The 14,360-nt window shown below is 65.3% G+C and carries 13 protein-coding genes; 6 read left to right on the top strand and 7 right to left on the bottom strand.

The window, feature by feature from the left end; translation table 11 throughout:
* Positions 1-3: 3 nt before the first annotated feature.
* On the bottom strand, positions 4-1,131 hold the full coding sequence (locus ASD65_RS11020; RefSeq protein ID WP_056222436.1) for a Gfo/Idh/MocA family protein: 1,128 nt from the start codon (positions 1,129-1,131) through the stop codon (positions 4-6).
* Between the two features lie 249 nt (positions 1,132-1,380).
* Between ASD65_RS11020 and ASD65_RS11015 the strand changes: the two genes are divergently transcribed.
* The 4 genes from ASD65_RS11015 to ASD65_RS11000 all read left to right on the top strand — a co-directional run bounded on the left by ASD65_RS11015 (position 1,381) and on the right by ASD65_RS11000 (position 5,842).
* Positions 1,381-2,673 (top strand): extracellular solute-binding protein, encoded by a 1,293-nt coding sequence (locus ASD65_RS11015; protein ID WP_056222433.1) that lies wholly within the window; start codon positions 1,381-1,383, stop codon positions 2,671-2,673.
* Positions 2,674-2,855: 182 nt separating this feature from the next.
* Positions 2,856-3,710 carry a carbohydrate ABC transporter permease gene (locus ASD65_RS11010; protein ID WP_200948658.1) on the top strand — a complete coding sequence of 285 codons (855 nt, stop codon included), beginning with the start codon at positions 2,856-2,858 and terminating at the stop codon, positions 3,708-3,710.
* A complete protein-coding gene (locus tag ASD65_RS11005; RefSeq protein WP_200948657.1) occupies positions 3,707-4,549 on the top strand; it encodes a carbohydrate ABC transporter permease in 843 nt (280 codons plus the stop codon). Before ASD65_RS11010 ends, ASD65_RS11005 begins: the two co-directional genes overlap by 4 nt.
* A gap of 102 nt (positions 4,550-4,651) precedes the next feature.
* Positions 4,652-5,842 (top strand): ROK family transcriptional regulator, encoded by a 1,191-nt coding sequence (locus tag ASD65_RS11000; protein WP_056222429.1) that lies wholly within the window; start codon positions 4,652-4,654, stop codon positions 5,840-5,842.
* Between the two features lie 8 nt (positions 5,843-5,850).
* Here ASD65_RS11000 and nagA read toward each other — a convergent pair whose 3' ends face one another.
* Together nagA and ASD65_RS10990 are read right to left on the bottom strand one after the other, a co-directional pair.
* Complete coding sequence (gene nagA / locus ASD65_RS10995; RefSeq protein ID WP_056222426.1) at positions 5,851-7,014, bottom strand: N-acetylglucosamine-6-phosphate deacetylase; 1,164 nt, start codon at positions 7,012-7,014, stop codon at positions 5,851-5,853.
* On the bottom strand, positions 7,004-8,230 hold the full coding sequence (locus ASD65_RS10990; RefSeq protein WP_082561707.1) for an ROK family transcriptional regulator: 1,227 nt from the start codon (positions 8,228-8,230) through the stop codon (positions 7,004-7,006). The genes nagA and ASD65_RS10990 overlap by 11 nt, the downstream gene beginning before the upstream one ends.
* A 65-nt stretch (positions 8,231-8,295) precedes the next feature.
* On the opposite strand from ASD65_RS10990, the gene ASD65_RS10985 reads away from it, so the two are divergent.
* Complete coding sequence (locus ASD65_RS10985) at positions 8,296-10,134, top strand: hypothetical protein (protein WP_056222421.1); 1,839 nt, start codon at positions 8,296-8,298, stop codon at positions 10,132-10,134.
* Positions 10,135-10,667: 533 nt separating this feature from the next.
* On the opposite strand, the gene ASD65_RS10980 is transcribed toward ASD65_RS10985, so the two are convergent.
* From ASD65_RS10980 to ASD65_RS10970, 3 genes are all read right to left on the bottom strand, one after another.
* Entirely contained in the window at positions 10,668-10,937 is a 270-nt protein-coding gene (locus ASD65_RS10980; protein ID WP_056222419.1) for a hypothetical protein, read from the bottom strand.
* A gap of 17 nt (positions 10,938-10,954) precedes the next feature.
* Positions 10,955-11,149, bottom strand: a complete 195-nt coding sequence (locus ASD65_RS10975) for a hypothetical protein (RefSeq protein ID WP_056222416.1) — start codon at positions 11,147-11,149, stop codon at positions 10,955-10,957.
* 418 nt (positions 11,150-11,567) lie between these two features.
* The gene (locus ASD65_RS10970; RefSeq protein WP_056222414.1) at positions 11,568-11,897 is read right to left on the bottom strand and encodes a DUF7882 family protein; all 330 of its coding nucleotides are present in this window, start codon (positions 11,895-11,897) and stop codon (positions 11,568-11,570) included.
* A 501-nt stretch (positions 11,898-12,398) separates the two neighbouring features.
* On the opposite strand from ASD65_RS10970, the gene ASD65_RS10965 reads away from it, so the two are divergent.
* Positions 12,399-13,067: a response regulator transcription factor gene (locus tag ASD65_RS10965; RefSeq protein ID WP_056222412.1), complete on the top strand. Its 669-nt coding sequence runs from the start codon at positions 12,399-12,401 to the stop codon at positions 13,065-13,067.
* 253 nt (positions 13,068-13,320) lie between these two features.
* Here the strand turns inward: ASD65_RS10965 and ASD65_RS19035 are convergent, their stop codons facing one another.
* Complete coding sequence (locus ASD65_RS19035; RefSeq protein ID WP_162248496.1) at positions 13,321-14,268, bottom strand: LysR family transcriptional regulator; 948 nt, start codon at positions 14,266-14,268, stop codon at positions 13,321-13,323.
* Positions 14,269-14,360: the final 92 nt, after the last annotated feature.

Below are 14,360 nucleotides of genomic sequence, written 5' to 3'. Positions count from 1 at the left end.
CGTCTAGAAGGTGGTGGTGAGCTCGACGACGCGACCCTCGCGGGCGGAGTCGCCGACGGCGATCATGATCTCGAGGGCGTGACGGGCATGCTCGCCGGAAAGGACCGGCTTCTCTCCGGTCCGGACGCAGCGCGCGAGGTGTTCGACGAGCACCGCCCGACCGAGGCGGTCGCGATGCTCTGGATCGGTCACGCGCCAGTCAGTGGGAGTGATCCAGCCATCCAGACCCGGCGCGATGTCCGTGCGGAAGACCTCGACCGTCGGGCCATCCGGGGTGTAGATGTTCAGCACGCCCTTGCGGCCGAAGACTTCGAGCTTCGGGCTACGGGAGGCATGGACATTGAATGTGGCATCCACAACGGCGAAGCAGGAGTTTCCGAAGTCGAGCATGAACAGGTAGTTGTCGGGGGTTTCGACGGGCATGTCCGTGCCCGCGAATGGTCCGAAGCGCACCGTGCGCACCTCATCGGTGACGCCTGCGAACGCCGTGACCCTCTTGGCGGGACCGAGGAGCCCGGTGATCTCGTGGATGCCGTAAACGCCCATGTCGAAGAGCGGTCCGGATCCGTCGCGATAGAACCACGACGGATCGAGGGGCCAGGGTTCGGTGCCGCCGCCGGGGCCGGCGTGCGAGCTTCGGACGCGGGCGAAGGCGACGTCCCCGACCGTTCCGCTCTGGATGAGCCGGCGGGCTTCGGTGTACGGGCCGAAGAGCATGTCGGGCGGCGCGACGGCCAGGACGAGGCCTCGCGCTGCGGCGAGTTCGATGATCTCGTCCGCCTCGGCCATCGTCGTGGCAAGGGGCTTCTCCACCACCAGGTGCTTGCCGGCACGGAGGATCGCCAGCGAGGTGGTTGCGTGCGCGGGAATGGGGGTGAGGTTGGCCACGGCCTCGATGTCGGCGGTGGCGAGCATCGCCGCCAACGAGTCGTAGACCTCCGGGATTCCGTAAAGGTCCGCCGCGCTCTGCGCCCGTTCTCTCTCGACGTCGGCGATGGCGACGATCTCGACGTCCTCGTCGATGTTCTTCATGTTCGCAAGCACGCCGTCGGGAATCGTGGCGATGCCGCCCGCGCCCAGGATTCCGAGCTTCAGGGGGCCGCGGGTCGACGGCTTCGTGGGTGGGTTCATGGATGCTTCTCCGGAAAGTCGGTGGTGGGCGAGGCGCCCAAGAGCGAGTTTCAACCAACGTGCAAAAAAAAGCAAGCGAACATCTTGCATTTTTGGTCAGCGTGAGTGAAACTCACTTCACGCCGTCGCGGATGACGCTTCTGCGGCCGGCACCGATCCACTTGCCGGGCATCAACCGATCCCACCCCCGGACGTGGATCGTCACCGCGAGCGCATGTCGCGCTCATTAGCCATGGAGGCATCACAGCAATGAAGAAGAGAATCATCGCCGTTCCTCTGGTCGTCGCAGCCCTTGCGTTGACCTCTTGCGCACAGCAGCCGGGAGGAAGCGCCAGTGAGGCGTCGACCGATGAGACGCTGACGGTCTGGTACATGCAGGACTCGTTCACCGACGAGAGCATCGACGCCCTCAACAAGCAGTTCGAGGAGGAGACCGGCGCGAAGGTGAAGGTCGAGATTCAGCAGTGGGACGGCATCACGACGAAGCTCGTCACGGCGCTGTCGAGCGACAGCGGACCCGATGTCTTCGAGATGGGCAACACGCAGGTTCCCCTCTACGCGGAGGGCGGCGCGCTCTACGACCTGACATCTCACCGCGATGACTTCGAGAACTCCGATGCCTGGCTCGACGGCCTCGAAGGGCCGGCGACCGTGGACGACAAGCTGTTCGCGCTGCCGCTCTACTCGGGCGCTCGCGCCATCGTCTACAACAAGAAGATCTGGGCAGACGCCGGTATCACCACCGAGCCGACCACGTGGGACGAGCTGACCACCGCGCTGGACGCGATCAAGGCGGCGAACACCGCTCCGGAGTTCTCGGCGTTCTACCTCGCCGGAAGCAACTGGTTCGGCGGTCTGCCGTTCCTCTACGACGCCGATGGCGCGATCGCCGCTCAGGACGACGGCGAGTGGGCTGGTCAGCTGTCGACGCCGGAGTCGCAGAAGGGACTGGAGCAGTTCAAGGAGTTCCAGAACACCTACTCGATCGAAGCATCGCGCGCGGCGGCGATGGGCACGCCCGACCCGAACGTCGTGTTCTCCTCGGGCCAGGCTGCCGCGATGGTCGGCGATGGCAACACAGTCAAGCGGGTTCAGGAGGCGAACCCCGACCTGGTCGGCCAGGTCGGCAGCTTCACGTGGCCGACGCAGAACAAGGCCGACGGCATCAAGCCGTCGTTCCTCGGCGGCTCGACCATGGGCATCGGAGCCAAGAGCAAGAAGCAGGAACTGGGTGTCAAGTACCTGGAGCTGTTGGCGAGCACGGAGGTCCAGTTGGGCTTCGTGTTCGAGGAGAACGCGCACGCGCCGAACTCGAGCGTGCTCGTCGAGCAGGTCTCCAAGACGCTTCCCGAGGAGATGCAGGCCTTCTACGAGGCGTCGCAGGTGACGGTGTCCACCCCACCCACGGCTGGTTGGGTCGCCATCGAAGCGGATGGTTCGCTGACCGACTTCTTCACGCAGGTCGCCACGGGGTCCAAGTCGGTCGAAGAGGCTGCACGAGACTTCGATGATCACCTCAACAAGACGCTCAACACCAAGTAGTCCGATCCCCTCTTGAGAAAGGTCGTCCGCAGATGACGCGTCTAGCCGTAGGTGAGCCCGAGAGCTCACTGTCGCGTCGGTCCGCGGATGCCCCGACGCCGACCTCTTCCTCGACGCCCCCCGGATCGGGGAAGAGGCCGGCGTTCTCATCTCGTCAGTGGCGCCCGGCTTTCCTTCTTCTGTTGCCCGCGGCGATCGCGCTCGGGGTGACGCTCTTCTTCCCGCTCGCGAAGATGGTCGTCAACTCGTTCCAAGACTTCGGCATCAGCTCGCTGTTCTCGGGCGAGACCGTGTGGGTGGGCTTCGACAACTATGTCGCGATGCTCACGGACCCCGACTTCATTCCGGTTCTTCTGCGGACACTCGGCTTCACCGTCTCGCTCGTAGTGGCCATCATGGGCATCGGGCTCGCATTGTCCGAGCTCATGACCCGGATCTCTCCGAAGGTCCGGCTGATCCTCAACATCGTCCTGATCACCACGTGGGCGATTCCGGTGGTCACCTCCGTGCTGGTGTGGCAGTGGCTCTTCCAGCCGCTCTACGGAGTGGTCAACTGGATGATCACACAGCTCGGGGTATTCGGAGACTTCACCTCGCACAACTGGACGGGCACACCGTTCGAGGCGTTCGCGATCGTCTGGCTGCTCATCGTCTGGCAGTCCGTTCCTTTCGCCGCTTTGACCCTCTACGCCGGTCAATCCCAGATTCCCGCCGAGTTCTCCGAAGCCGCTCGACTCGATGGGGCGGGCGGTATCCAGCTATACCGCTACGTCACCTTGCCGTTCCTGCTCCCTCAGCTGTACCTCGTGATGATCCTCGAACTCATCTGGCAGTTCAACGCCTTCACTCAGCTGTGGGTCCTCACACGAGGCGGTCCCGATGGGGGAACCACGACTCTCAGTATCTGGTCGTTCAAGACGGCCTTCGCCTCCAACGATTTCGGGCAGGGGTCGGCCATCGCCGTAGTGACCGCGGTGATGCTGCTGGTCCTGACCGCCTTCTACACCCGCCGCCTCGTCAAGCAGGGAGAACTGTGAGCACTGTCGTGCGCCGGCCGAAGCCTCGCCATACCGTCGCGAACGTCGTCGTCATCGTGTTCTGCGTGATCTGGGCGTTCCCCATCTACTGGATGCTCAGCACCTCGTTCAAGACTTCGGGCAACATCGTCTCGACCACACCGCAGTTCATCCCGCAGCCCTTCACACTGGACAACTACATCGGCGCGATCCAGAAACCTGGCTTCCTGACATCGCTCGGCAACAGCGTGCTCGTCACGATCGTCGTCACGATCGTGACTGTTCTACTCGGCTTCTTCGCCGCCGCAGCACTCACCAGGCTTCGATTCCCGGGACGCAAGGCCATCGTCGTTGTTCTGCTGGCGGTGCAGATGATCCCCGGCGCAGCGATCCTCATTCCGTTGTTCCTGACATTCCGCGACCTCGGGCTCCTCAACAGCTTCCTGGGTCTGTGCCTGGCGTACACCGCCACCGTCCTCCCCTTCGGCATCGTCGTCCTCCGCGGGTTCTTCCAAGCGATCCCCGCAGAGCTCGAAGAGGCCGCCCGCCTTGACGGCGCCGGGGAGACGCGACTCCTGCGTAGCATCTACTTCCCGCTCGTGCTTCCCGGTGTCATCTCCTGCAGCGTGTTCGCGTTCATCGCCGCGTGGAACGACTACATCGTGGCGTACGTCATGTTGCAGGAGCAGGAGAAGTACACGCTGCCCGTCTGGCTCGTCTCCTTCAGCACCAACGTTGGAACCGACTACGGCGGCATCGTCGCGGGCTCCGTTCTCTTCGCGATCCCGGTTGTCGTCTTCTTCATGATCGTCCAGCGCAAGCTCGTCAGCGGCATGTCGGCGGGCAGCGTGAAGGGGTGACCGCCCGCCGGATGGCCGGACCGCACACCATCAACCGATCCGCTCCGGTGCGCTGCGCGCGTCCGGCTGATCTCCGTACTCATTTCCTCCGAGAGTGACCCCATGAAACCGCTTGCGGGATTCGAACCCAACCGCACTGATGTGCTCGCACGACTGCTCGCCGGCGACGAAGTGGATATCCAGCGCCTTGTCTCCGACACGGGTCTCAGCACCTCGACCGTGCTGCGTTCCGTGGATGACCTGATGAACGCCCACGGTCTGATCGAGAGCCGCCCTTCGGCGCAGAGCGGGCCCGGCCGACCGGGCCGTCGCGTGGCGGTCAACCGTCGGTTCTCGCTCGTGGCGGGCGTGGATCTGGGCGGCACGAACTGTCGGATCGTTCTGGCGGACGCTTTGGGCAAGCCTCTGGCGAAGGTCCGTCTCGCCACGCCGCGCGATCGCACAGCCGAGGAGCTCGGGGACTGGCTCGCTGCTCACGTCAGTGCCCTGGTCGGGGAATTCGGCGACGGCGCTCACCTCGGCGCGGTCGGGGTCGGAGTTCCTGGCGCGGTCTCGTCCGAGCGCGACCGCGTCGTCGGCTCCCTGAACCTGCCGGCGATCGTCGGCACCGCCTTCATGGAACGTGTCTCCACCACGCTCGAGGTGCCTGTCAGGTTCGACAACGACTCAAGTCTGGCGCTCCTGGGAGAGCTTTCCTACGGAAGCACACCCCCCTCCGAGACGACCGTGCTGCTCATCCTGGGCACTGGTATCAGCGCGGCGGCAGCGGTGCGCGGCGAGATACTCTCCGGCGCGGAGGGATCGCTCGGCGAGTTCGGCAGGTTGCCGTTGCCGGGCACTGACGCACGGGTCCGAGACCTCTTGAGCGGGGCGGCATTGCCCGAGTACGCGACCAGAAGCGGGCATCCGATGGCCTCGTCACGAGAGCTCCTCTCCGACCCCGACGCGTTCCGCGATCTCTTGAGCGACATCCACGGCGCCTTGCAGCACGTTCTGGGAATCATCGCGCTGGCCTACGAACCCGCCACGATCCTTCTGTCGGGTGGGTTCTCCGACGTGTTCCCGCCGGAGACCCTGACCGCCATTGCCGAGCGCATGCGAGCGGGCACGGAGGTCGATTGTGAGGTCCGTCCGTCGTCGCTTCGGGATGACTCCGGTCTGCTCGGTGCGATGGCGCTCGGACTGCTCGCGCTGTATCGCGACCACGGCGTCGCAGCGGAGCAGCTCGCCGGCCTCCCGGAGGCGACTTCTATCGCCGCAGCGCTCAAGACCGCTCCCGTCCCCGCGACCTGATCACCTGCTCAGATCGGTTCGCCGGCGAGGAAGACCGACCGAACCTTGCCGACGGCGTCCGTGACCACGAAGTCCGCCCGCGCGCCGATCCGGAGGGAGCCACGGTCAGTCCACCCCATCAACTCGGCCGCATTGCCGGACGCCATCTCGCTCACCTCGTGCGGCGTCGAGCCGAGCTCGATCAGTCGCTGCACGGCCCGATCCATCGTGAGCGTGGATCCGGCCAGGGTCGACGTGCCCGAGACGTATGCGGCCCCGTCTTCCACCGTTGCGCGCAGACCCGGCAGTGAATAATCGCCGTCGGTCATGCCTGCCGCGGCCATCGCGTCGGTCACCAGCATGAGCCGCCGCGGCCCGGCGACGGCCAAGGCGACGCGAACGGCGTCGTCGTCCATGTGATGTCCGTCGAGGATGATCTCGCTGCGCACCCGTGGATCCAGCAACGCCCGCGCCACGGGGCCCGGTTCGCGATGATGAAACGGCGGCATCGCATTGAAGAGGTGGGTGACGCCGTGCGCCCCGGCATCGACTGCGACGTCGAACTCGGCCGCAGTGGCGTCGGTGTGCCCGATGAAGAACCGCACGCGATGCGCGAAGCGACGGATGGCCGCGATCGCGCCCGGCAGCTCCGGGGCGATCGTCATGGAGACCGGCAGGCCTGCGCACGCGGCGATCAGCTCCTCGAGCTCCCCTTCCTCTACGTCGCGGAGTCCATCCGGGGGTTGCGCACCGGGTCGCTTGCGCGAGAGGTAGGGCCCTTCGAAGTGAACGCCGACGATGTTCGGTGCACGTCGGGACGCGACCGATCGCGCCACCGCTTCGGCTGCCGCCCGCAGAGCGGACGTGGGCGCCGCTGTGAGAGAGGCCAGCATGCTGGTGGTACCGCGGCGGAGGTGCGTCTCGGCAGTCGTGGCGACGTCATCCTCGTCGCCCGAGTACACGCCCGCACCGCCGCCCCCGTGGCAGTGCAGATCGATATACCCTGCCCGGACGACCCCGCCGCGGAGGTCGAGCATCGGCCCGTCGTGATCCTTCGCCGTGGCCCCGTAGCCGTCGATGGCTCCATTCCTGACGGTGACCGAATGCTCCAGGGCCCGGTCCGGAGCGATGATCGTGCCGTTGAAGAGGAGCAGCTGAGCCGACCTCGCCTCGCGAACCGCCTTAGGGCGCATCGACAGGCATCGGCGGGCGGGCACTCGTCGCCGTGACAGGGGCGCCGGACGGTGCAACCGGGGCCAGCGTCGCGGGCGGGAGCGCCGCCAACTGCTGATCCGTCAGTCCGAACTCCGCGAACCGAGCAGCCGATGCGAGTGAGATCGCGCCGAGAAGAGCTGAGTCGTCGCCCAGATCCGCGCGACGAATGTCTGTGCGGACAAGGACCTGGTCCTCGACCCTGCGCGCGACCGAAGCGAGGCGGTTCTCCGGGAACAGCGCGGAGAATCCACCCGTGACCAGAATGGTGTGGGGCTCGTAGGCGAGGGCGATGATCGCGATCAGGTGGTCGAACGCGTCATCCATCTGCCGTCGGATGCGTGGATCCTCCTCGACAGCTGCAGCCAGACCAACCGAATCGTCGATCGGATGCCCGCGCGCTCGGAGATGCTTGTTGAGCCCCGCTTCGCTCAACAGGTCTTCGACGCGAAGCCCGTCCGCCGTGAGCGTCAGCCGGCCGAACTCTCCCAGCGATCCGGTGCTCCCTACGAGAATCTCGCCTTCGACCGCGATGGCAGCGCTCACGCCGGTGCTCATGGTGACGAGCACCACCACGCCGGAGGCGCTCACTGCCCCGAAGCTGAGTTCGCCGAGGAGTGCTGCGTGCGAGTCGTTCTCGAATCTCACGGGAACGTGCATCGTGCGACGAATCCGATCGATGAAGTCGGGGCCCCCGATGATCGGAAGGTTGTGCGATCCGACAACCTGCTCCTGATCCGGGGTGAGTGCCCCGGGCACTCCGACGGCGAGGGCTCCGAGAGGGGACCCTTCACCCAGTTCTGCGACGAGGTCGCGGGTCTCAGTGACCACCCAGTCCGCGAGTTCAGCAGCCGTGAGTGCGGGTGGCGTCGTCAGCTTCCGCTCGCCCCACGCCCGCCCGAGCACGTCGGTGAGGATGAAGCGGCTGACGGCGCTGTCCAACACGACGCCCACCAGGACCGAGTAGCGCCGGTTCAGCATCACCTTGGTCGTGGGTCGTCCTCGACCGCCCTCGCGAGCGACGCGGCGGTGCAGCAGATTGGGCACTTGGAGGAGCTGATCGACCGAACGGAAGACCGTCGATTGGCTCAGACCGGTCTTCGCGGCGAGCTCGTGCACATCTGTTTCTTCGCCGGAGAGAAGGCACGCGAGCACCTCGCTCCTCGTGGGCTCGAAACTTTGCGCTACAGCTGACATTTTTTTCTCATCATGAAATCAAACGGTGAAGTGGTGCTATCTTAGCGTCCAACCCAGGCTCGACGATGTACTTCGAATCGAAAGAGGTCGCGATGAACAAGGTCCGCGCAATACTCGTCCCGGGGAGTGTGGCCCTCTCGGTCGCGCTCATCATCGCCGGCGTCACACCGGCCTATGCGCTGAGTCCGGAAGATCTCACAGTGACCGATCATGCGCACGTCACAGCGGCAAACGCCTGGCTCGACTCGCAGATGGACACCAGCACGGAGGTCGTGACCGCGAGCACCATCGCACCGAGCACGAGCTACGCCTCGAACCACCTCGCCGCGGTCGATGGAACATTCGCGCTCACCGGCCGCAGCTACGGGACCGAGAACAAGGCGGTCATCGCCGTATCCAGCCCCGCGACGGTCGCCGACAGCTACCGCGGAGTCATCGCCGGCACAGTGACGCTGACACCGACGCCGTGGCGATGGATCATCCAGGCGTACAAGAGGACGGCAACCGCCACCGTCCAGATTCCCGTCCAGGCATTGGCGGATCCGGTGACCGGCGCGTTCTCGATCGACCTGTCGTCAGTGTCCACCAGCATCCCGGGGGAGTGGGAGCTGGGCGTGCTGGATGCCACGGCCTCCTACGCTCCCCATGGTCCCCACTGGCCCACGCCGAACACCTATGCGGGCCTTGAGGTTCAGCAGCTTCTCGTGACCGACGCCATCTACTACTGGGCCTCGACACCGGCTCGAACGGACGGAACGTTCCGCTTCACGAACTCGAACACCGGATCCAAGCTCTTCCGCCTCGTCGAGACCGCCACCGGTGATGTGCTGGCGGAGAGCGACCTGCGCAACGGTCTCATTCGCTCCTACGAGTACACGCCCTCCGATCCTGAATGGGGTACGGGTCTGCAGGACCGCACCGTCGTGTACGACCAGGCTCTTGCGTTGATGGCAGCCGTCTCGAGCGGTCGACCCGCTCAGGCGAAGGAACTCGTCGATGGACTCCTGCTCATGCAGACCACCACGGGCACCCGCGCTGGAGGCTTCGTGTTCGCCGCACCTCAACTCAGCCCGGCGTTCGCCGACCCGTTCTATCGCACCGGCGCGCACGCCATCGCCGTCGATGCTCTTCTCAGCTATATCGACGCGTATCCGACGGACCCGTCGATCGCGACGTACAGGACCGCCGCAGTCGATGGCCTCGACTTCCTTCTGGGCACTCAGTCCGCCTCGGGCGCGACCGCCGGCCTGTTCCTCGGCGGCTACGGCGGCGAGGTCGGGACGCCCCCGGTGTTCGATCCGAGCTTCACCATCCCGTGGGCGTCCACCGAGCACAACATCGACGCGTGGCAGGCGCTGACTCACGCCGCGGCGGTACTCGGGACCAGCCCCATCGACTACGCCGTCATTGCGGATGACCTCGACACGGCGATCCAGTCGAAGCTGTGGAACAGCACCCTTGCCCGCTTCAACCAGGGAGTGAACGGCGGAGTGCCCGACACGGCCGATCCGCTCGACGTGAACAGCTGGGGAGCGATACAGCTCCTCGGCGCCGGACACACCGCGAAGGTCGCATCGGCGATGGCGGCGCTGGCGCCGTTCGAGATCGTCGACGGCGGGATCGCCGGCTACATGCCGTTCTACGACAGCCCCGGATACCCCGGAGCCACCCCCACCCTCTGGTATGAAGGATCCTTCGGGGTTCTCCTCGCCCTCTACCGAACAGGCGACATGGCCGGATATCGCGACCTTCTGGACGGTTTGACTGCCGGACAGGAAGCGGACGGCTCCTTCGTGTACGCCACGCAAGCCGATGCGCTGTACGGCATCAGCACGGCCAAGTCCGTCGCAAGCACGGCATGGCTGGTCCTTGCCACCGTTGGGCGGGACGACATCTGGAACTAGGGGAAGAGCCGTATCGGGAGAGGTCCCGGGGCCACAACGGCCTCGGGACCGGGTAAGGCAGGTCGTCGACGCGATGAAAGCGTGCCGCTGCGTGCCGGCGTCCGATTCGACTTCCACCCACCCGACATCGATCGCGCGAGTACCCAACGGAACGATCGCCATTTCGGCGGCGACTGATCCGTCCGCCAGATACTCGGCGACCGCCCGCACGGTTCCGTCGCCGCGGCCACGATGAGCAGGTTCGCTCCCGCGGCGATCGCCTTCCCTGCGGCCCCCTGGCCGGGGTCGTCTTCGCTGGTGTTCCACCACCGCACACTGGGTGCAGGGCTTTCGCTTACCGCGGAGGCGAGCCCAGATTCCAGCGCATGCTTATCGGTTTTGAGGGATTCCAGATGATGGCGATCTGAGTTGACATGTTGCTTCACCTAACGAGGTGCCGTTCAGACAGCCCCGCGTGTTGTGGAGGGAAGGAACGGGATACCACCGCCGACCCTCCCAGCCGCGGCCTCGACTTCAAGCGGGCAGGATGGCGGTCAGTTGCGGCGGGCGATGGCCATAACGATGCCGATCAGGCTGATGGTGCAGGCGGCAGTGATCGATATTGTGCGGACCGGGTTCTTTGTGTACGCAGCCCGGACGCGGGCGATCGTGTCGGTGGTGAAGTTGCCGGTCTTCTCGGCCACGTCGGTGAACGTGTCGCCGACCTGCGCGGCCACCTTCCTGGTCGACGCGGTGAGATTCTCCGCGGTGGCGTGGGCGGTGTCTGCCGCCTGGGCGATCGTCTTGTCGGTGGGGGTGGTCATGAGCTTCTCCTGTGGGTCTAGATGTTCAGCGCTCGGGTGAGCTTGCGGCGTCCGTGTTTCGCGGTCTTGCGTGCCCAGCGAGTGGACGGTGCGTTCCAGCCCTTCTTGGCGTTCCTCTTGATAGAGCGGTAGCGGCCGCGTCCGGCATGTGCACCGAGGATGTATGCGCCGAAGGCGATTGCCGCGATCAGCAGGATGCGGAGGTAGGGCATGGGGTCTCCTTCTGGGGGGGGCGAGGTGTTCTGCCGCGGGGTGACGCTGCCTTGTAGTACGTGTTGTCTGCGGATGTCGTTGGCCGTGACGGTGGAGAACAAGATCCGATCGCGCTGTCTCAGCGAATGAGTGAGGGTGTCGGAGACGAACGCTTCGTGGAGGGTGACCCGGGATCAGCCGGAGCGTGCACGTCGTGGTAGTGCTCTTCAGGGGTTAGGGGTCGGGTAGTGAGGATGCTCCGCAGTGGGCCTAGCCGATGTTCGACCCAGTCCCCCCGGATCAGCAGACGGGTGACGGCGTCGCGGATCCCGGGGTCGGTGACGCAGGGAACACCGGGGGCGTTGTCGGTGAGTTGAGAGCGTGTGAACCGGTCCGCGTCGGTGATGAACTCGATACTGACCAGGACCCCCCGCCTGCTCACGCCGCGACCAAGCTGTCGTCGGGAACCGCGTCCGCTTCGGCAATCAGACGTAGCCCGGTAGGGGTTCCTGCGGTGGCGATGATGGACCGCAGCCACGGCTCGTTGATTCGGGGCACCCTGCTTCCATTGAACCGGAAACGGATGTCGGTCGACGGGCTGATCCACAGCGTCTCCCGCCCGCTGCCGGCAGCGGCAGAGCGGTCGAAGGTGAAGGCGACGCTTTTACCGGCGCGCAGCAGGCTGAGGATGGCGATCTTCAGGTGAGCGAGGGGACGATCATCGATCTCGACCGCATAGCTGTCGTTGCCGTAATAGAGATAACCCATGGGAACGCGCCTTACAGTGTGGAGTGACCGGGGCGGAGATCCGTCCGGGTGAACGGGTGAACGCCCCGAGACAAGCGAGGGCGGGGGCGGTCCATCATGTTGGGCGTTGCGCGGTTGCCGGTTTCGACGGCCCCGCCGGTGACACCCGACGGGCGAAGTCTCGCGACGTCGCCATCGCCGCGTGTGCGGAGCTCAGCGATGATCGCTCGCTCGCGCTGTGTGGCGCGATGGGTTGCGAGTGCGTCGTGGTGTTGCCGGGCGGCCGAAGGGTGTTCAAGTTTGCTCAGTTCGATCACGAGCTCGCGGATGGTCAGCTGATTCAGCGCTTTTCGTGTCCAGTTGCGACTCGGAACTTCGCTCGCGGGTGCGCCCGACGGCAACAGCCCGTCGCCGGCGGCCGGCGACGGGAATGGAAACAATGTCATACCGACTACCGTATGAGTCGAGGGGCGGGAAATCTTCACCCCAAAGGGTGAAGGTTTAGAACCTATAGTGGGAGTCATGCCACTGCTCAGGATCGCCCTCGTCAACGACTACGAAGTCGTCGTCCGCGGCGTGGCCGCGATGTTGCGGGGCTACCAGAGCGTGATCGAAGTCGTCGAGCTGGATCTGAACCATAGCGTCGGCGAATCGGTGGATATCGCGTTGTATGACACGTTCGCCGCGACACAGGCTGATCGGCAAGAGGTGCGGATACTGGCTTCCAACCCGCTGGTAGGGAAAGTCGCTGTCTACTCGTGGGTTCTGGACCCTGCGCTGATCCAGGCGGCGTTGGCGAACGGGGCAGGGGCGTACATTTCGAAAGGGATCCCGGCCCAGCAGCTGGTGACAGCCCTCACCCAGATCCACCAAGGCGGGCAACTCGTCTACACCGGAGACGACACCACCGCCTCCATCGCCATCGGCGACTGGCCCGGTCGAGAAGAAGGCCTCACCCAGCGCGAAGCCGAAGTTCTGGCGCTGATCACACAGGGGCTATCAAACAACGAGATCGCCGACCGTGCCCACCTCTCGGTCAACTCGATCAAAACCTACATCCGCACCTGTTACCGCCGGATCAACGTGACCAGCCGCACCAACGCCGTGCTGTGGGGCATCGAACACGGATTTCGCCCCGATCGCACCAGGGTCAGCCACCCCGAACTCGAACCAGCCGCCAGCAGCCACTGACCCGAACACGCGGCGACCGACTGGCCGAAAGCAGGCGTGACTCGGTTCGAGATCGGCCACGATCCACCGTGGATAGTTGGCCCACTCAACGAGCCGCGCGCGGCTGCCTTGCTGCATCGGTAGGGCCGTCTCGGCCTCGCGCATCGGTGACATTCAGCCGTTCGGTCCGGTGTTCATCGTGATGGCCAAATCTGGATTGCCATCCGAGTTCACGCCGCTACGTGTCCCGTTCGCCAGGGTGCGATGAGTCACCTTACCGAGCATGGGAGAGGGTTCGCGGCGACGGTCCACTCGGCTCTCGTGAGAGCGAACCGACGGTTCGGGTGAGAGCGTCCCGGAGCCACGCGATCGCAGGATCGTCCTCGTCGCGCGGATGCCAGTACACACATTCGGTCATCGGCAGCTTCATGTCCTCGGGTAGCTCGAACACTGAGAGGTGAAGAGTGCGAGATGCCTTGGCCGCCAGCATCCGCGGAACCATCGCGACCATGTCCGTACCCGAAACGAGCAGCGGTAGCGCGGCAAGGCCGAACAGCCGGGCGCCGATGATGTAGTCGACTCCGGCTCGGCGCAGCACGTCCTGCACGCTGTCGTGGTCGGGGTCGTTGAGGTACGCGAGGGCGTGTGGCACGGAGGAGAGGTCTGAAACGGTCGGATCGGACTGGGACAGTACGGCGTTGTCCGGATCGGCGATGAGTACGAAGTCGTCGGTGAAGAGCTCTCTGCTGCGGCCGGGGAGGTTGAACCCGACCGGCCCGACGATGAGGTCGAGATGGCTGTACGGGGCGAGTGTCCCGTCCCGCACAGGCTGGGGCGCGAAGTCGACCGATGCCCGGGGCGCGTCCTGGGAGAGCGTTCGCAACAGCGGACCCGCGAGGATCGCCGTCATGTAGTCGGTCGCCCCGATGACGAATCGGCGCTCTGTGTGAGCCGGATCGAAGCTCAGTTTGCGGTCTATGACCGGCGTCAGCTCTGCGACCGCGTGGGTCACCGCTGGCAGCAGGTCCCGGGCGAATGGGGTGAGCTGCATGATCCGGCCGGTGCGTACCAGGAGGTCATCGTCGTAGTGGCGACGCAGCCGGGCGAGCGCCGCCGAGGTCGCGGGCTGGCTCAGATGCAGGCGCGCCGCTGCCCGCGTGACGTTGCGCTCCTCCAACAGCACCAACAGCGGTCTCAAGAGATTCAAGTCGAAAGCTGCCACGGGTCTCCTCCGTAGTATCCACGAGATGGATACAAACCATGAAAAGGACGGGATTGCATGAATAGTACCCGGCTGTGACGATGGATCTTCGC

Source organism: Microbacterium sp. Root61 (assembly GCF_001427525.1).
GTDB lineage: Bacteria > Actinomycetota > Actinomycetes > Actinomycetales > Microbacteriaceae > Microbacterium.
This window is presented reverse-complemented; position numbering and strand designations above follow the sequence as displayed.